Origin of the sequence: Tritonibacter scottomollicae, assembly GCF_032924845.1 — a bacterium.
In the GTDB taxonomy this organism is placed as follows: domain Bacteria; phylum Pseudomonadota; class Alphaproteobacteria; order Rhodobacterales; family Rhodobacteraceae; genus Epibacterium; species Epibacterium scottomollicae.
This window is the reverse complement of record NZ_CP136704.1, coordinates 1982669-2000167: the sequence shown is the minus strand read 5'-3', so window position 1 is coordinate 2000167 and position 17499 is coordinate 1982669. Positions and strand designations below refer to the sequence as shown.

The window sequence follows — 17499 nt, the reverse complement described above, 5'->3', positions numbered from 1 at the left end:
TTAGCTGCCGCCGAACAGGGTCTCGACACTGGCGGCGGTGGACAGCGGGCTGGTCAGCAGCGACAGCGTCTTGGTCCACTGCGCATAGGGCGCTTCGGTCACATAGATGGTGTCGCCATCGCGGATCACGAAGTCCCGCGCGATGAACAGACCGTTCGGCTGGGTGAGGTTCAGCACATAGACCATCCGCTGCGCGCCGATCAGATCGTCGCGGCCCAGCACCTGGTTGGAGATCTCTGGCGCCTCGTTGCGGAACACAAACACGCCGGTGGGATCGGAGGCGGTGGCAATGAGCCCGCCAACCTGTGCGATGGCCTCGAGTGCGGAGAGGTTCTGGCTGTCGAAGGGCACACGCGCCTGTGCGGCGGTGGCGCCAAGTGCTGTGAAGGAGCGGGTATCGCCCTCAACCAGGATCTTGTCACCGTTGCGCAGCGCGATATCGAGTTCCGGGTGATCGTAGAGATCCTCGAACCAGATGGTGCCGGTATGGCCGCCGCGAATGACGGAGACCTGCGCAATCTCGGGTTCGATCGCCACACCACCGGCCTGCGCCAGCATTGTGGCCAATGTGCGGGTGGGCCGTTCGATCGGGTAGACGCCCTGTGCGCCAACGGCGCCGGTCAGGCTGACAGTGGCGCCATCACCGGCGAGGCGACGAACCTGCACCTGCGGGTCTGGGGTCTGATCCTCGAGCTTCTTGGTGATCGCTTCACGCAACTGTTCCGGGGTGTTGCCGGAGGCGCGTACACGGCCTGCGTAGGGCACAAAGATATTGCCCGCGCCATCGACCTGAACTTCTTCGAGCAGGGTGGCGTTGGCGCCGGTGCTGGCCAGAAGGCCGTCATCGACGTTTTCCCAGATCGTCAGGCCGAGGATATCGCCGGGACGAATGATATCGGAGGTCAGCACCGATGCATTGGTGAACTGATTGGAAAATCCAAGCGCCGGCACAACGGCGGTTGCACGGGCGACGCGGTCATTCACGGCGACGACAAAGGCGTCGCCCTGTTTTTGCACGGAGCCTGCAAAGATCTGGCGTTTGCTGGGGCCTACCTTGGGCAGGCCGCATGATGCTGCGAGGGCAACCGCAGCCAGCAAGGCCACGGGGCGCGCCCATCGAAAATGCATGGGTTTCACTGCTCGGTCTCCTCGACCTATTTTTATTTTGCCTCAAGTTTTGAGTGTAAGGTAGCCGAGTGTCACGCGAAAATCCAGCACGACCTGTAGCCGAGGTCAGGTCACGAGGCGCAAGTGTTGCCGTGGCGCTGCTGTGCCGGTGAGGAACGCGTCATAGGGGTCCTCGGACGAGAGCATCATATCGACCACCTGCCGCAACAGCTGTCGCCGTCCGGAGCGCGAGTAGAAGCCGCCGGGAAACTGTGAGGTTTCCAACAAATAGCGGCGATACTGCTGGTAGGCTGGGCCGTCCGGGCGTTTCGGCGTGCGAAAAAACTCCGGCAGAGGCTGGGTGGAGACGAAGTCCGGCTTGTCATAGACCGCGCGGCCAAACACCTTCAGCGGCAATCCACGCCAGAGCACCTGCTGCCCGGCAGTGGAATTCACCGTGACAGCGGTGCGGGCCTCGTTCAGGAGCGCGGCGAGTTTGCCACCGCGCACATAGTGGACCCGCCCCTTGATCCCGTGCTGCGCGGCAAGGCGGCGAAGCTCGCGGCGGATCGGGGTGCGGCCATCTTCCAGCGGATGCGCCTTGATCACGAGGTGATGATGCTGCGGCGCGCCTTCGGCAAACCCCGATATCACCAGGTCCAGAAACTCGGTCATGGTGGAGAAGGGCGAATGGGCCTGAAAGGCGCTGTCATGCTCCAGCTGCAGAAGGGCCAGGTGATAGGGAAAGCCACCGCCGGTGATGCGGGCCGTCGCGATCCGACGGTCCAGCGCATGCAGGGGCATCAGCAGCAACCGTTTCAGGTAGAGCTGAAATTCCTTGGTCACCGACAGGGCACGATGGGGGCGGAAGTTCCGGTATCCCCGGTTCCAGAACATCACGAACCAGTGGTAGAGCGCGCCATACATCACATGCTGGCGGGTATCCCCCCAGCGGGCGGGGGGCAGGGGCGTGTCCATCGCGCTTTGGGCCAGCGCCTGTTCCATCTGCGCCACCGGCATCTCCATCAGGCGCGAGTTGCCGTTGGAGCCGTCACGCTCATAGGTGACCCAATAGGGGCGCAGATAGCCTTCCTCGAACACATGCAGGGTAATGCCGTGGGCGCGCGCGATCTTCGCCGCCTCGGCGTGCACGGGGCGGGTGTCGCCATAGAGCACGATATCAGTGACCGCATGCGTCTGCAGCAGCTCGGAGAGCCGCGCGGGCCAGTCGGTCAGCGGATCAGTATAGGCGATGTAGCTCTTGCGGTCCGGCCAGAATACCCGGTCGCCAGCGTTGAAGCCGACCCGCTGCACGCTGCAGCCGGCGGATTGCAACATGCGGCCAAGCGCGCCGAAGAAGGGCCCATGCGGGCCTTGCAGGAACAGGAAGCTGCGTGTTGGGCGCGGGTCTTGCGGCATATGTGCTCGATCTGGCCTCTTGACGGGCTGTGGGCGCTGCTGAATTTGGCAGCATGGTTAGGGCGGTTTTAACCGCAATCTAGGGTGAAAGTATGACCATATGCTTTCCTTGGGCAAGCAGGCTCTTGAGCCGGGGGCGGGCAGGGGCTAGCTACTTTGCAAGAAGCGCCCGAGGATGGGCGCGCGACGTTGAAGGAGACCGCCCATGTTCACCGGGATCATCACCGATGTGGGAACCATCACCGAGCTGGAGCAGGAAGGCGACCTGCGCGCCCGCATCCGCACCGCCTATGACACCAGCGGCATTGACATGGGCGCCTCGATTGCCTCGGACGGGGTCTGCCTGACCGTGGTGGCGCTCGGGGCGGACTGGTACGATGTGCAGATCTCGGCCGAGACCACCTCCAAGACCAATATCGACGCGGCGGGCAACCACAAGGGCTGGTATGTCGGCAAGCGGGTCAATCTGGAACGCGCCCTCAAGGTGGGCGACGAGCTGGGTGGCCATATCGTCTCCGGCCATGTGGATGGCGTGGCGGAGGTCGTGGGGCTGCGCGACGAGGGCGACAGCACCCGGGTGACCCTGCGCGCGCCCAAGGAACTGGCCCGGTTCATCGCGCCCAAGGGCTCGGTTGCGCTCAATGGCACCTCGCTGACGGTGAATGAGGTGGAGGGCTGCGATTTCGGCATCAACTTCATCCCGCACACCAAGGAAGTGACCACCTGGGGCGATGTCAGCCTGGGTGATCTGGTCAACCTGGAGATCGACACGCTGGCGCGCTACGTGGCGCGGCTGCAGGAGAGCCTCTGATGGCGTCTGGCTCAGACGTGGGCACAGGATCGGTGCCGGGGCTGGGGCATAATGGCGGCCCGAGCATGGAGCCGGGCATGATCTGGCGCACCCATGCCTGGCGGTCGGCGCAGAAGAAGCTGATGCCCAACACCATTCCCAAGCTGGTGCTGCAGATGCGCCTGAAGCGCGCCGCCGAGCTGGGCATGGATTACAAGACCTATGCCAAGGTGCGTCAGACCTCTGGGCAGGATGTGCTGGGGCTGTTGTTCTCCTCCAACGCGCTGGGCCTTCTGCGGGATCCGCATCTGCCCGAGGGCAAGGGCGCGGCGCTGGCGCGGGTGGCGCATGCCGGGCGTCTGGCGCTGGTTTACCGCCCGCTGGCCGCAGAAGCGGTGGCCCGCGTGAACACGCAGCTCGACACAGTGGGTCCGGCGCCGGTCTTCACCGAAGGCTGGGGCGCGATGCGCGAGAAGGTGCAGGGTGTGATGCGCCAGCGCGGCCTATCCGGTGCCTCGGTGGTGGTGATCGGGGATGCGCCGCTGGAGCGGGAATGGAGCACCGCGGGTCGCGCGGCGGCCTATCTGACCGCAGCGGAATATTTCGGCGCCGCCTGAACCGTATGCGCGGACAGGCCTTTGGCCGGGAGCGCTTTGTGGCGTCCCGCTGTGGTCATGAGGTCTGCGATCTGCGCTCATTGTGAAATTAAAGAGGCTGGATCGTCCTGAGGGTCGGCCTTCTGATAGGTGACCTGTTTGTGGTCGGCCTAAACTATGTGGCCTGTCGAATAAGGATGGCGGCGCCGCCACAATGGGCGGAGGTGGCCGGGAATATCTTCCCGCGTGCTCAACGTTATCTCTGCACTGCCCCCAATATCAGGGAGCCGGTTCCTGGGTGTGGCCGGGGATTTTACACCCGGCAAATGATCGCGATCCGGTCCACTTTAGCCCGCCGGTCTTGATATGCTGCCACCAGGGCGCGCGCCGCCTGCGCAACGGGATGCGAGGCTCTGCCTCGCGCTCCGAGATATTTCTGAAAAGCTGAAGAGATCTGAGCCCTGCCGACGTCCTGCGGCAGATAGCACGGGGTGCAGAGGTCGAAGGGCGAGGCGTGTTTTATCAAAAATCCAGGCGATTTGGTGCGCTGTTGCGCCGGTGACGTGCGCGCATGTGCCGTTTGTGGGGCTGGTGTTTGAGGCGTCTGTCCGCTATTCCGACCGGCACAACAGTGGCGCGGGAGGGCCGATCCGACCGCGCGCCCTCTCGAGCGAAAGGCCTGCCGCCCATGAGCTATGAAACGCCCGGTCCCGTCGAAGCTGAACTGCGCGACGCCATCAGCCCCATCGAAGAGATCATCGAGGAAGCCCGCAAGGGCAAGATGTATATCCTAGTGGATCACGAAGATCGCGAAAACGAGGGCGATCTGGTCATCGCGGCGGAGTTTGCCGATGCGGATGCGATCAACTTCATGGCCACCCATGGACGTGGGCTGATCTGCCTGCCGATGACCGCCGAACGGGTTGATCATCTTGGTCTGCCGATGATGGCGGTGAACAATTCCTCGCGCCATGAGACGGCCTTTACCGTGTCGATCGAGGCGCGCGAAGGGGTCTCCACCGGGATTTCTGCCGCCGACCGGGCGCTGACCGTGGCCACCGCCATCAACGAACAGAACACCATGGCGGCGATTGCCACGCCGGGCCATGTGTTCCCGCTGCGTGCCAAACGTGGTGGCGTGCTGGTGCGCGCCGGTCATACCGAGGCGGCGGTGGATATCTCCCGTCTGGCGGGGCTCAAACCTGCCGGGGTGATCTGCGAGATCATGAAGGAAGACGGCACCATGGCGCGGCTGCCGGATCTGGTGGCCTTTGCCAAGCAGCATGACATGAAGATCGGCACCATCTCCGACCTGATCTCCTATCGCACCAAGAACGACAATCTAGTGGATGAGACCGGGCACTCCACGGTCACCTCGGAGCATGGTGGCGACTGGGAGATGCGGTTGTTCACGGATCAGACCCATGGCGTTGAGCATGTGGTGCTGATCAAGGGGGACATCACCACCGACGCGCCGGTTCTGATCCGTACCCATGCACTGCATGAGGCGTCTGATCTGCTGGGGCTTGGCCCCAAGCCCGCCGGCGAGCTGCCGCGGGCGATGGAGCTGATCGCCGAGGAAGGCCGCGGTATGGTCTGCCTGTTCCGCCAGCCGCGCAACGCGCTGTATGCTGCCGAGGATGACGGGCCGCGCACCATCAAGCAGACCGGCCTTGGGGCGCAAATTCTGAATAAACTGGGAGTGGAAGAGCTAATTTTGCTCACCGACTCGCCTGAAACCAAATACCTTGGCCTGGATGCCTATGGGCTGTCGATCGTCGGCACCCGTCCCATCCTGTCCACTGACAGCTGAAGGAGGCCTGCACCATGGCCGGACAAGAAAACCACTACATCCTGCCGCGCCCGGAATTCGACAAGCCGGTGAAGCTGCTGATCGTCGTCTCGCCTTATTACAAGGACATCGCCGACAATATGATCGCCGGGGCCGTGGCCGAGATCGAGGCGGTGGGCGGCACATATGAGCTGGTCGAGGTGCCCGGCGCGCTGGAGATCCCCACCGCGATCGGCATTTCTGATCGCGCGTCGAACTTTGACGGGTTCGTGGCGCTGGGCTGTGTGATCCGCGGCGAGACCACCCATTACGACACGGTCTGCAATGACAGCTCGCGCGCCATTCAGCTCTTGGGTCTGCAGGGCCTGTGCATCGGCAATGGCATCCTGACGGTGGAAAACCGCAAACAGGCCGAGGTGCGCGCTGATCCTGCCGATCAGAACAAGGGGGGCGGTGCGGCCGCTGCAGCCTTGCATCTGATCGCGCTGGCGCGTAAATGGGGCGCCCAGACCAAGGGAGTCGGCTTCAAGCCTGCGTCCGACTCCTATCGGCTCGCTTAATCTCAAAAACGGATCACCCTCGCCATGACCTCGACAGACGCCCCGAAACCGGGAAAGAACAAGACGCAGGCCCGCTCTGCGGCCCGGCTCTATGCGGTACAGGCGCTGTTCCAGATGGAGCATAGCGACCAGTCCTTCGACAAGGTGATCGCGGAGTTCGAAAACCACCGGTTCGGAGCCATCTATGAGGAAGGCGAACTTGCCGAGGGCGATAGCAAACTGTTCCGCAAGCTGCTGAAGGATGCGGTCAACCATCAGGCCAAGATTGACCAGATGACCGACCGGGCGCTGGTGGCAAAATGGCCGATCGCCCGTATCGACCCGACATTGCGGGCGCTGTTTCGCGCCGCAGGGGCCGAATTCGTCGAGAGCGATACGCCGGTGAAGGTCGTCATCAATGAATATGTCGACATCGCGCGTGCCTTCTTTCCCGAGGGAAAGGAGCCGAGCTTTGTCAATGCGGTGTTGGACCACATGGCCCGCGAGGCGAAGCCGGAGGCGTTCTGACGGGCCGCTCACGCTGCGCGGTTTGCTCTGTCTGTTCTCGAAACATTTGCACAACTTGATCCAAGAGCGCGCGCTGGCGCGCTCTTTTTGTTTGTGGCGTCATTGCAGGGCGGTGGCAGGGGAGTGCGCCGGGGCAAGACGCACCTGGCGCTGCGTTCTGACATCCGTGTCGGTCGGTGCGGCGCGCATTGATGAGGCATTAATGCGACGGGTTGTTGACGCTTTGCGACGCGCGGACGCGCTACTGGCCCGCCAACACGCATATTATCCACAGTAAACAACCAGTTGTTTGCTTTGCCCCGCAAAACCTGTCAGCTTATAGGCCAAGGACAGTCGTTCCAATTGCGGGAACCGACTGCCGACCCGGAAACAAAAACGCCCACCGGGGCTGCCAGAAACAGGAGGGGAAATGTTTCAGAAAATAGTCGTGCCAGTGGACCTGGCGCATGAAGCCGCATTGCAGAAAGCGCTGCAAGTGGCGGTAGGGATGGCGAAGGCCCATTCGGCCGAGCTGTGTTATGTCGGAGTGGCCTCGGCCACTCCGGGCGGTGTTGCCCGCACGCCGGAGGAATATAAGGAAAAGCTGGAGAAATTCGCCGAAAGCCAGTCCGCCAACCATGGGGTGCAGGCCAGCAGCCACGCCATCATGACCCATGATCCCTCGACGGATCTCAACAAGGCGCTGGAGCAGGCGATTGCCGACCTCAAGGCGGATCTTGTTGTCATGGCCACGCATGTTCCGAATATCTCGGATTACATCTGGGCCGGTCACGGTGCCCATGTTGCTGCCCATAGCACCGCGTCGGTGCTGTTGGTGCGGGATTGACTGACATCGAATTGAAACTCCGAAACGAAAGGCGGTACACATGACCGACCAAACGCCGGAACCATCTGACGGCATCCCGAGCCCGGATGGCGCGTCACATATCATCGACACGGAATATGAAATCGGCCAGGACAATGTTGAAGGGTCAGTTGGCCCGTTTGGATTTGACATCCACAACCCTGTCTTTGCGATCTCTGGCATGGCCATCGTGGCCTTTGTCTTCTACACGCTGGCCCTGCCAGAGCAGGCGGGCTCAGTGTTCAGCTGGCTGTTCAGCTCGGTGACCAAGGGCTTTGACTGGTTCTTCCTCGGTGCCGCGAATATCTTTGTGATCTTCTGTCTGTTCCTGATCGTGACGCCTTTTGGCAACGTGCGACTGGGCGGCACCGAAGCAGAGCCCGACTACAGCTACATCGGCTGGTTCGCGATGTTGTTCGCCGCAGGCATGGGCATTGGCCTGATGTTCTACGGCGTGTCCGAGCCGCTGAGCCACTTTGGCACCTCCATGGGAGGGATCAGCGAAGAAGGCGGCGTGCGCACCGACTGGGCGCCGCTTGGCGCGGCTGCGGGCAATGAGGCCGAAGCGATGCGTCTGGGCATGGCCGCGACGATCTTCCACTGGGGTCTGCACCCCTGGGCGATCTACGCTGTTGTGGCACTGGCGCTGGCCCTGTTCAGCTATAACAAGGGTCTGCCGCTCACCATCCGCTCTGCCTTCTACCCGATCTTTGGCGATGCGGTCTGGGGCTGGGTTGGTCACGTGATCGACATCCTGGCGGTGTTTGCAACGCTCTTTGGTCTGGCGACGTCGCTTGGCTTTGGCGCGACGCAGGCCAACGCAGGCCTGAATGAGCTGTTCGGCATTGCGGTCAACTCCACGACCGAAGTGATCCTGATTTCCGCCATTACCGCGATCGCACTTGTGTCGGTGATGCGGGGCCTTGATGGCGGCGTGAAGATCCTGTCCGAGATCAACATGGGTCTGGCCTTCGTGCTGCTGATCTTTGTGCTGCTGGTGGGGCCGACCGTGTTCCTGCTGTCGCTGTTCTGGGATTCGCTCTTGGCCTATCTTCAGTATCTGCCGGCGCTGTCGAACCCGGTGGGGCGTGAGGACGTCAACTTCAGCCAGGGCTGGACCTCGTTCTACTGGGCGTGGTGGATCTCCTGGTCGCCGTTTGTGGGCATGTTCATCGCCCGCGTCAGCCGTGGCCGCACCGTGCGTGAATTCATCACCTGCGTGTTGTTGATCCCGTCGATGGTCTGCGTGCTGTGGATGAGTGTCTTTGGCGGCACCGCAATGTTCCAGGTGATCAACGATGGCTACACAGCTGCGCAAGAGGCTGACCTGCCGGTGAAGCTGTTCAAGATGCTCGACGTGATGCCGCTGGCCGGGATCACCTCGCTGGTGGGCATCGTGCTGGTCATCGTGTTCTTCGTGACCTCCTCGGACTCCGGTTCGCTGGTGATCGACACGATCACTGCGGGTGGCAAAGTCGACGCCCCGGTGCCGCAGCGTGCCTTCTGGTGCATCTTTGAGGGTGCGGTTGCGATCGTGCTTCTGCTGAGCGCAGGGGGCCTGCAGTCGCTGCAGTCGATGGTGATCTCCACCGGTCTGCCGTTCACGGTGGTGCTGCTGGTGATGTGCTACGCGATCCTGCGGGGCCTGATGAGCGAGCGCAAGAACACCTGAGCCGCAACGCTTTTGTGAAACGAGAAACGGCGCCCCGGATCGGGGCGCCGTTTTGCATTGCTGGTGCGGGTGGGGTCAGCCTTTGGCCGGCTTGTCCAGAAGCGCCTGCAACTGGCTGCGCGTCGCTTCGTCCAGCCGGTCCAGATGCACCGTCAGGCTTTTGCCGTCGGTGCTGGTCTCGGTGGGCGGCAGGTTGCCGGCACGGCCCGGCGCGATGGCATAGGGGTGCACGTCGCGGGTGATGCCCTTGAATTGCATTGGCGGCATCGGCTCGGCGGCCACGAAGTCGCGCACATGGGCGTAGGTTTCATGGCTCATCACGATGCCGCCGGGCTCCGCCGCCGCTTCCAGCCGCGCCGCCAGGTTCGCCTCGGCGCCGATGATGGTATAATCCATCCGCGCCTCGGAGCCGAAGTTGCCGACGTTGCAATAGCCGGTGTTGATGCCGATGCGGGCGCGGAAGGGGCGGTCGATGCCGCGGGCGCGCCACTCCTGTTCCAGTTCCGCAAGCCGCTCCTGCATCTCTAGCGCCATGCGCACGCAGGCGCGGGCGTCTTCGGCAGTGCCCAGGGTTTCCGGATCGCCGAAGAAGGCCACGATGGCATCGCCGATGAACTTGTCGATGGTGGCGCCATGCCGCGCGGCAATCGTCGACATCTCGGTGAAATACTCGTTCAGCAGCGCCGTCAGCTCTTCGGGCTGCAGGGTCTCGGCGGTCTGGGTGAAATCCTTGATGTCGGAAAAGAACACCGTGAGCTTCTTGCGCTCGGTCGAGATCGAGGCGTCCTTCTCGCCGGAGAAAATCGACCGGTAGACCTGCGGCGACAGGTAGCGCGAAATTTTCATGGAGATCCCGGCGAGGAATTCATTGTTGGAGGTCAGCTCCTCGCTGATCTTGCGGAAGCGCTGTGCCAGTCGCAGCTGATGCAGGGCGAACAGGATGCCAAGCCCGCCGACAATCAGCATGTAGAGCAGCAGGTGGCTGAAGGAGAGCAGGCTGGTCGCCACCTGTTGGCCGATGTTGTAGGATTGGATGCCGCGGATATCGCCCACCTGCCAGTCGGTCTTGGTGCTGTCGGGGTGACTGTTGTGGCAGGACACGCAGGTTTCTTCCATCACCACCGGCGTCACCATGGTCAGATTGTGAGAGAACAGACCGGCCTGTTCGTTGCGAAAGAACAGCATGGGGTCGGTGGCGCCAGTCCGATATTGCTCCAGCGCGCGTTGTTCTGCCGGTGTCAGCGTCACCGCCTGTCGTCCCGCGAAAGGGAAGTCCGAGGCGAAGCGGTAAGACACGTTGAGGCCGCGATCAGCGATCTCTTCTCCCAGCTCGATCGACATGGTGGCCGGGATCGGGATCGCGCCGTTGCGATCGTGGTAGTCATGGGTGGCAAGGGTCGGTGCCTCTGCATCCAGTCGGGCCACCACGTTGCGGCTGTAATAGCCGCGCACGGTGTCCAGAACCGCATCCAGCGTCTTGCCCTGACGCCGCAGCGACTGATCGGTGATTGCCATCAGGTCCAGCCAGACCACCACTGGCAGGGCGAGGATCGCCAGTGCAAGCGCCCAGTTGATCAGGTGAGGCCGGGCGATGAACAGGCGCCCGAACTGGCGTTTGAGTGACATTTCTGGATATTCCTTGCACGACTGGCGGATTGCGGCGGCGCCTGAAACGCAGGCGGTGGTTCGAGTTATACGGCAGCGCCCGGTAAAATCGTCGCAGTTTCTTTGCAGGACTGGACCAAACCATGGGTACGCCCTAGATTTTAAGGCACACAAGCAGTGGAGGATGCCATGCCGGAACTGATCAAGCTTTATATTCGCAGCGCTCTCTGGGGGCTGGTTCTGGCGGCCATCTTTGTCGCTATTTTGCTGTGGTTCAACGTCGCGAACCTCGGCGCGTTGGTGTTTGGATCCGATGCGGGCATTCTTGCGGTGCTCGTGCTCTGGATCTCTAACGCGGTGGTGTTTGGTGGGGTGCAGTTCGGTTTCAAGATCATGGCGATGGCGGAACGGGACGACACGCCGCGGGGTGGCATGTCCATCGGTCCCGAATTGAAGCCAGTGTTGGTGCCTGCCAAATCCGCCAAGCCGGGCAAGGCGCGCCGCGCCTGACAGGTGCCGGATGTTGCCCGCGTGCCCGATGGCGCGAGACAACGCGGGTGATGCACTTTCAATCCATCAAAGGCCGCGCTTCGGGCGCGGCTTTTTTCTACTGTGCTCTTCTTGGACTGGGGAAAGCGGCGGGAACCACCAGTCAACCGTGCGGCTTTGATTCCCGGGGACCTGTATGTACAGGTGGGCGCCAGATAAACGGACCAGGGTCCGAACAGAGCCAGCTCCCTTGGGATTGCTTAAGGCCACTGGAATGCTGCCTGTCACGAGAAGGGCAGAACCCGCCTGACCGTCTACCTAGTGCGCCGAGGGGCGCGGCACAAGGGGCAGGGGCATTTCGAGGACTTGATTTTCGTTCATGAATTGTTCACCCTTGCGGCATGACAGATCCATATGCGGAACAGGACGCGTTTGACGCCATGGCGGCGCAGGACGCAGAGCGGGCCGATCCGGCGACGGATGGGCCGGAGGTCGCGCTCCAGCCGGGGCAGCGTCTTGCGCGGGGCGTCAGCCGCTACCTGCTATCCATGGGCTTTGCATCGGTCGAGGAGTTCGTCCCTGAGCGTGGCCTGCGCGTCGACGTGATGGCGCTTGGCCCGAAAGGGGAGCTGTGGGTGGTGGAGTGTAAATCCAGCCGCGCGGATTTTCAGGGCGATGCGAAATGGCAGGGCTACCTGGAGTGGTGTGATCGCTATTTCTGGGCCGTCGATGTGGACTTCCCGACGGAGCTGTTGCCGCCGGACACCGGCCTGATCATTGCCGATGCCTATGACGCCGAGGTTGTCCGTATGGGGCCGGAGCAGAAGGTTGCACCGGCCCGGCGCAAGAAGATGATCCAGAAATTTGCCATGGATGCAGCGCGTCGCCTGCAGCGCCTGCGGGACCCGCGTCCGGGGCGTGATGGTGCGCTGTTGATGCCGATGGGCGACCCCGAGGCGGGGAGCTACTGAGAGCACCTTTGGCAGCACCGCAGACAGAACCACTGACAGAACCGCATTGCTCCGCGGCACCCTCCCGGGGGAGAGCGCGGGTAGGCGGCGATAACAGCCGCCCGTAGCGGACGCGATCTGTCAGGCCGTCAGATCCATTGCAGCCTTGGCCGGGGGAACGATGTAGATAATGTCGCTATGACCATCAAGCTGCAGCGCCATGATCTGTTGTTGCTCTGCGGCGGCAGCCGCCTCGCGGGCCGGATCGCGTTCAAATGGCTTTGGCGCAGCGGTCAAGGAGGACGCGGGATCCGTCGCGGGGCCAATATCGGGGCGCTCGGCAGGGTCGGACATGACCATGCGCGGGACCGGCGCGCGGTCGCCACGCGTCGACGTTTGCGCAGCAGCGGTGGCGTCAGACAGCGCTCCTGTCAGCCCGACGCTCTCATCCGAAAACAGCGCTGCGCCCTGCGCATCGCGAGAGGCCTGTTGCTGCGCGTAGGCCTTTTGGGCCAAGGCGATCAGTTCGGCACTGGCACGCTGCTGATCTTCGGTCAGGGGCAGGCTTATCACGGCATTCGATGTCATGTGGTCTCCTGAAGGTGGGGTCTGCGCAGGCGAAGACCGGTCGAAGCCAGTGGCGTCTGCGCCATTCCGCGCCGGGGCGGCTGTATCCTGTGGCGGGCGTCCGACGATGATCACGCCATCATCCATGACATAGATCACCCGCGGCGCACTGGCGGATGAGGCATCCGATGCGGTGGTTGCAGCCGTCGGGGATTCTGCCTCCGACGGATGGCTGTCCGGCATACTGCCAGACTGCTGCATTGCCGTGCCGGATGGGAACACCGCGAGGGCGTCCATGTTCTCCACCGGCTTGGCAGGCAGGTCGGCGGACTGAGAACGCAGAAAGCTAAGCACCTTCTCCATCTGGTCTACCGTATCCGAAATCTGGTTCATCGCCGAACGCCAGCCGGGCTCCGGCGGCTTTGACACCTGGTCGATCAGTTTTTCGCGCGCCCGGCGGGCCTGCGAGACATGGTTTTGCAGCTGATTGGTGGTCAGGCTCTCCGAGTCTGACAGAGAGAGCGCGGCGGCATGCGGCCCGTTGGCCGACGCGATCGCGCCGGGCAAGGTCACCATGAGGCCCATCGGCGGGGTCGTAAAATGATACATTACACACGCTCCAAGTAGAAACTTGACGTTTCTTAATCATTTGGAGGTGGAGGTTAACACAGGCCTAACTTCCGTAAACGGAACCGGTAAAATTGAACGAATTAAGCCGCTTATAGCGGGCTGTTAGCCAGTTAACCCAAGCGGCTATCGGTAATTTTGCGGTCGGTTTTGTGGCGGCGAGACGGCATGGAGCGGACATGAAAAAGCCGGGCGCCCGGCCCGGCCATCTTCCGACCACATATCGGCGCTGCACTGGCCTGTTGTCAGGAGCTGACGGACCGGGCTGCATGTGCTGCCGCACGAATTTCGTCAGCAATTTCCTCGGCTTCTTCCGGCTCGAAGTCCATCGGAACCTCAAGGCCGTCGGCCTCGATGAAAATCCGGACCATGCCTGCATCGGTTGGGCCGATCTGCATGTTCGCCTCAATGTCACGTTCGGTGTTGATACCCATCTGCGGCTCCTTTGGGCGGCGTTTTGTAGTGAGGACCTGTGCTAGACTGCAGACCCTTAAAAAGCAAGATGTTGCCCGGCTTCGGGCGCAGCTGTCCACTGCTTTGCAGATTGGCGCGCGTGCTGAAGCAGGGAATCACCTCAGCTGGCCCCCGCATTCCGCGCTGGCAGGGAGGGGCGGTCAGCTCTGCGAACATGCTGACAAACCAGAATTCCTCTTTGTGCAAAAAACTTGTGACATGGGCTCTTGCGCTCCGATTTTCTGTGTTGTAAATGGCCCTCAGTGCCGCCTTAGCTCAGTTGGTTAGAGCGCTTGATTGTGGATCAAGAGGTCCCTGGTTCGAGACCAGGAGGTGGTACCATCCCCCCCCAAACACACATAGACGCGAAGATGTACTTCAGAGTGTAGCGTTCGGCTGCTTTTTGTGTGGGTCTTGCGGGCGTTCATCATTGTGTGACCGGTGGCGCCTTGGGGCGAGCGGGGATGCCGCACTACACACGGCCACGGCACGGCTTGCGACGCTCATATCTCGCGCCTGACATGCATCGGGCGCTGATGGCTGGGGTCGTTGGTTCCGGATCAGTCGAGCGTCAGGCTCTGACGCACGTCGCCGCTGGTGGCATCCAGGATCAGGATCTGGTCATCCGTGGTCACCACGGCGATCCAGCCGCTGCCAAAGGTGACAGCCCGTGCGGTCGTGCCTTCGGGCAGGGAAATCTTTGCCGGTAGCTGCGGTCTGTCCGGTTCATCCGACAAACGGATGACAAGCAGTGCGATTACCACTAGAACCCCGCCCACCATGATCACGGTCAGCGTGGTCACGAGACGCCGCAGAAACTTCAGCTGCGCCGGTTCGTCTTGGTTCTCAGGCTCGGAAGGAAGTGTCATGGCCAGCCGCCGCATTGAATTTGTGATCGCGGACAACCCGCCCAAGCGGCTTGATAAAGCCATTGCACGCGATGTGCCAGAGGAAGCGAGCCTGTCGCGCACCCGATTGGCGCGATTGATCGAAAGCGGCGGTGTCGCGGTGGACGGTCAGGCGGTCACAGAGCCCAAGGCGCGGGTGGCAGAGGGGGCCGAGATCGTGATCACCGTAGAGGAGGCCGAGGACAGCCATATCGGCCCGGAGGACATCCCGCTCGACGTGATCTACGAGGATGACGATCTGATCGTCATCAACAAGCCGGCGGGCATGGTGGTGCATCCGGCGCCGGGCAGCCCCTCGGGGACATTGGTCAACGCTTTGCTGCATCACTGCGGCGCGGATCTGTCCGGGGTCGGGGGCGTGAAGCGGCCGGGCATCGTGCATCGCATCGACAAGGAGACCTCCGGGCTGCTGGTGGTTGCCAAATCGGATGTGGCGCATCAGGGGCTGGCGGCGCAGTTCGAACGCCACACCGTGGAGCGGTACTATCAGGCGCTGTGCTACGGGACGCCGGATGGCAATGATCCCCGGCTGCGCGGGGTGCGGGGTGCCAGCTTTGAGCCGGGGCATATCCTGAAGATCACCACCCAGCTGGCGCGTCACCGGACGGATCGACAAAGGCAAGCGGTCTTTTTTGAGGGCGGGCGTCACGCGATCACGCGGGCCCGCATCATCGAGGCCTTTGGCACGCCGGCGGTGGCCTCGCTGGTGGAGTGCTGGCTGGAGACGGGGCGCACCCATCAGATCCGGGTGCATCTGGCGCATGCCGGACATAGCCTGCTGGGCGATCCGACCTATGGCGGCAAGCGCAAGATTTCCCCCAAGGCGCTGAGCGCGGCAGGTGTGGCGGCGGTCGACGGGTTCTCCAGGCAGGCGCTGCACGCCGCGGTGCTCGGGTTCAAACACCCGGTGAGTGGAGAGATGCTGCGTTTCGAGGCGCCCTTGCCGGATGACATGCAGGGGCTGATCATGGCGTTGCGCTTGCCGGTTGCGCGCTGAGGTCATCATCGGCGTCGACCTGACGCCCCTGTGGAACCCGGTAAATACTGACTGTGTAAATGAGGTGTTTCGCTTCGGGCTGTGCCCGAAGCGACCCGCGCCGCGTGCCCAATGGGCACGCGGCGCGGGCGTCATCCGCCTGATTGTGGCGTCTCGCCGCGCGGTTACGAGGATGCGCGGTGCGTGTCCTGACTGGGTTCTGTCGGCTGCCTGTGCCGGATCAGACCGGGATGGCCCCCGTGACCGTCTCGCGGAAATAATCCAGCTTTCCGTCAGTCTCATGCGAAATGATATAGGTCAGGCTGGTCACGGTGCAGCCTTTGAGCCCGTAGAAGAAGCGCTGATGAAAGCGGGTCAGGTGCCACCCGTCCGCAAGGGGCTGCACGTCTATGTCCAAAGCCTCGGTGCCCTGAGGGAAGATATCAGTGCCGAGCCGGGTCAGGATCGCGCCCATGCTCACAAGGCCTTTGCCCGCTTGCCAGCTGACATCCACATCGTCGGCATAGTGGTCGATGCGAAAGTCGATGTCATTGGCCATATGCTCCATCAGGCCGGGGTCGCCCGCCACAAATTTCTGCAGCACGGATTGTATGGCGGGCTGGGACGAGGCGGGTGTGTGTGAAACTGCGGTCACGGATCTCTCCTGAGTTGAATTATGCGTGACCCATCGATGGCGCGGATGCGTAAAATAATATAGACCGATGCTAACTTTGCATTACATAGAGAATGGCTATGCTAGAGATCACCCCGCTGCGGTACTTTCTGAGTGCCTATGAAACCGGCTCCATCAGTCGCGCGGCTCAGGTCAATGCGGTGAGCCAGCCCAGCGTGTCCGCCGCGATCCAGCGGTTGGAGCGCGAGTTGGGCGGTTCGCTCTTCCTGCGGTCCCGGCGCGGGTTGGTCACCACACCGCTGGGGGAACAGCTCTACCGGGAGGCCGCGCCAAGCGTGACGCATCTGGCGGACCTGTCGACCCGGCTGCGCCCGCATCCGCGACAGCGTCTCAGGATCTACTGTCACCCGGATGTGCTGCTCTCGCCCTTCTCGGTGCCGTTGCAGGCGCTGGTGCGGCGACGGCAGGAGCTGCTGCCGGAGTTCTGCGATCAGGCGGAGGTCTGCGATATCGCATGCGTGGCCGAAAGCTGTGCCCCGTCCGGGTATGCGTTTCTGCCACTTTGGGAGGAGGGCTACGGGGTTGCGCTGCCCGCCGGGCACAGGCTGGCGCAGGCGGGCGTGTTGCGGCCCGAAGACATCGCGGCAGAGCCACGCATTCACCGCCCGTATTGCCCGAAGGCGGATGTTCTGCATGAGGTCGAGGCGGGCAGGGGGATGCCGCCACCGCATGGCGCGGCGGCTGTCAACGACCAGCAAGTGCTGGACCTAGTGGCGGCAGGCCTGGGCATCGCGCTGGTGCCACTTCGCCATGCGGGCTGTCATCCGGGGGTGGCCGTGCGTCCCCTGACCGAGGTGCCAGAGGTGCGGCGCACCGTCGGGCTGGCGTATCGCAAAACGGTGCTCGCCCGCGAAATCGCGGCGGAGCTGGCGGCGGAGGCAAAGGAATAATCGAGGCGAAACAATGTGTTGACGAAAAGGTGAGTTTTTTTATGGCTTTTTGT

At 62.6% G+C, this 17499-nt stretch carries 18 protein-coding genes and 1 tRNA gene; 12 read left to right on the top strand and 7 right to left on the bottom strand.

Annotated features, from left to right (window positions below; translation table 11 throughout):
* Both R1T40_RS10195 and R1T40_RS10190 read right to left on the bottom strand, forming a co-directional pair.
* Positions 1-1128, bottom strand: coding sequence for a polysaccharide biosynthesis/export family protein (locus R1T40_RS10195; RefSeq protein ID WP_106162242.1), 1128 nt, complete (start codon positions 1126-1128; stop codon positions 1-3).
* Between the two features lie 105 nt (positions 1129-1233).
* A complete protein-coding gene (locus R1T40_RS10190; protein WP_317386842.1) occupies positions 1234-2526 on the bottom strand; it encodes a capsule biosynthesis protein in 1293 nt (430 codons plus the stop codon).
* 205 nt (positions 2527-2731) lie between these two features.
* Here R1T40_RS10190 and R1T40_RS10185 point away from each other — a divergent pair, with 205 nt between their 5' ends.
* The 7 genes from R1T40_RS10185 (at position 2732) to R1T40_RS10155 (ending at position 9287) form a co-directional block, all read left to right on the top strand.
* The gene (locus R1T40_RS10185; protein WP_106162244.1) at positions 2732-3337 is read left to right on the top strand and encodes a riboflavin synthase; all 606 of its coding nucleotides are present in this window, start codon (positions 2732-2734) and stop codon (positions 3335-3337) included.
* The gene (locus R1T40_RS10180) at positions 3337-3933 is read left to right on the top strand and encodes a hypothetical protein (protein ID WP_317386841.1); all 597 of its coding nucleotides are present in this window, start codon (positions 3337-3339) and stop codon (positions 3931-3933) included. Before R1T40_RS10185 ends, R1T40_RS10180 begins: the two co-directional genes overlap by 1 nt.
* A gap of 667 nt (positions 3934-4600) precedes the next feature.
* The gene (gene ribB / locus R1T40_RS10175) at positions 4601-5725 is read left to right on the top strand and encodes a 3,4-dihydroxy-2-butanone-4-phosphate synthase (RefSeq protein WP_106162246.1); all 1125 of its coding nucleotides are present in this window, start codon (positions 4601-4603) and stop codon (positions 5723-5725) included.
* A 14-nt stretch (positions 5726-5739) separates the two neighbouring features.
* The gene (locus tag R1T40_RS10170; protein WP_317386840.1) at positions 5740-6264 is read left to right on the top strand and encodes a 6,7-dimethyl-8-ribityllumazine synthase; all 525 of its coding nucleotides are present in this window, start codon (positions 5740-5742) and stop codon (positions 6262-6264) included.
* 24 nt (positions 6265-6288) lie between these two features.
* Positions 6289-6771 (top strand): transcription antitermination factor NusB, encoded by a 483-nt coding sequence (nusB, locus tag R1T40_RS10165; RefSeq protein WP_317386839.1) that lies wholly within the window; start codon positions 6289-6291, stop codon positions 6769-6771.
* Positions 6772-7180: 409 nt separating this feature from the next.
* On the top strand, positions 7181-7597 hold the full coding sequence (locus tag R1T40_RS10160; protein ID WP_106162249.1) for a universal stress protein: 417 nt from the start codon (positions 7181-7183) through the stop codon (positions 7595-7597).
* Positions 7598-7637: 40 nt separating this feature from the next.
* A complete protein-coding gene (locus tag R1T40_RS10155; RefSeq protein WP_317386838.1) occupies positions 7638-9287 on the top strand; it encodes a BCCT family transporter in 1650 nt (549 codons plus the stop codon).
* A gap of 75 nt (positions 9288-9362) precedes the next feature.
* Here R1T40_RS10155 and R1T40_RS10150 read toward each other — a convergent pair whose 3' ends face one another.
* A complete protein-coding gene (locus R1T40_RS10150) occupies positions 9363-10913 on the bottom strand; it encodes an adenylate/guanylate cyclase domain-containing protein (RefSeq protein ID WP_317386837.1) in 1551 nt (516 codons plus the stop codon).
* A 168-nt stretch (positions 10914-11081) separates the two neighbouring features.
* Between R1T40_RS10150 and R1T40_RS10145 the strand changes: the two genes are divergently transcribed.
* Both R1T40_RS10145 and R1T40_RS10140 read left to right on the top strand, forming a co-directional pair.
* Positions 11082-11402 (top strand): hypothetical protein, encoded by a 321-nt coding sequence (locus tag R1T40_RS10145; RefSeq protein WP_317386836.1) that lies wholly within the window; start codon positions 11082-11084, stop codon positions 11400-11402.
* 419 nt (positions 11403-11821) lie between these two features.
* Positions 11822-12352, top strand: a complete 531-nt coding sequence (locus R1T40_RS10140; RefSeq protein WP_317386973.1) for an MmcB family DNA repair protein — start codon at positions 11822-11824, stop codon at positions 12350-12352.
* A 120-nt stretch (positions 12353-12472) separates the two neighbouring features.
* Here R1T40_RS10140 and R1T40_RS10135 read toward each other — a convergent pair whose 3' ends face one another.
* Together R1T40_RS10135 and R1T40_RS10130 are read right to left on the bottom strand one after the other, a co-directional pair.
* Positions 12473-13507, bottom strand: a complete 1035-nt coding sequence (locus tag R1T40_RS10135; protein ID WP_317386835.1) for a chemotaxis protein CheA — start codon at positions 13505-13507, stop codon at positions 12473-12475.
* A 263-nt stretch (positions 13508-13770) separates the two neighbouring features.
* Positions 13771-13959, bottom strand: coding sequence for a DUF6324 family protein (locus R1T40_RS10130; RefSeq protein ID WP_317386834.1), 189 nt, complete (start codon positions 13957-13959; stop codon positions 13771-13773).
* Positions 13960-14243: 284 nt separating this feature from the next.
* Between R1T40_RS10130 and R1T40_RS10125 the strand changes: the two genes are divergently transcribed.
* Positions 14244-14320 (top strand) — tRNA-His (locus R1T40_RS10125).
* Positions 14321-14538: 218 nt separating this feature from the next.
* On the opposite strand, the gene R1T40_RS10120 is transcribed toward R1T40_RS10125, so the two are convergent.
* Positions 14539-14847: a DUF6476 family protein gene (locus R1T40_RS10120; RefSeq protein WP_317386833.1), complete on the bottom strand. Its 309-nt coding sequence runs from the start codon at positions 14845-14847 to the stop codon at positions 14539-14541.
* Here R1T40_RS10120 and R1T40_RS10115 point away from each other — a divergent pair.
* A complete protein-coding gene (locus R1T40_RS10115) occupies positions 14846-15883 on the top strand; it encodes an RluA family pseudouridine synthase (RefSeq protein WP_317386832.1) in 1038 nt (345 codons plus the stop codon). The genes R1T40_RS10120 and R1T40_RS10115 overlap by 2 nt on opposite strands.
* Positions 15884-16103: 220 nt before the next feature.
* Here R1T40_RS10115 and R1T40_RS10110 read toward each other — a convergent pair whose 3' ends face one another.
* A complete protein-coding gene (locus R1T40_RS10110; protein ID WP_317386831.1) occupies positions 16104-16517 on the bottom strand; it encodes a hypothetical protein in 414 nt (137 codons plus the stop codon).
* A gap of 98 nt (positions 16518-16615) precedes the next feature.
* Here R1T40_RS10110 and R1T40_RS10105 point away from each other — a divergent pair, with 98 nt between their 5' ends.
* Positions 16616-17446, top strand: a complete 831-nt coding sequence (locus tag R1T40_RS10105) for a LysR family transcriptional regulator (RefSeq protein ID WP_317386830.1) — start codon at positions 16616-16618, stop codon at positions 17444-17446.
* Positions 17447-17499: the final 53 nt, after the last annotated feature.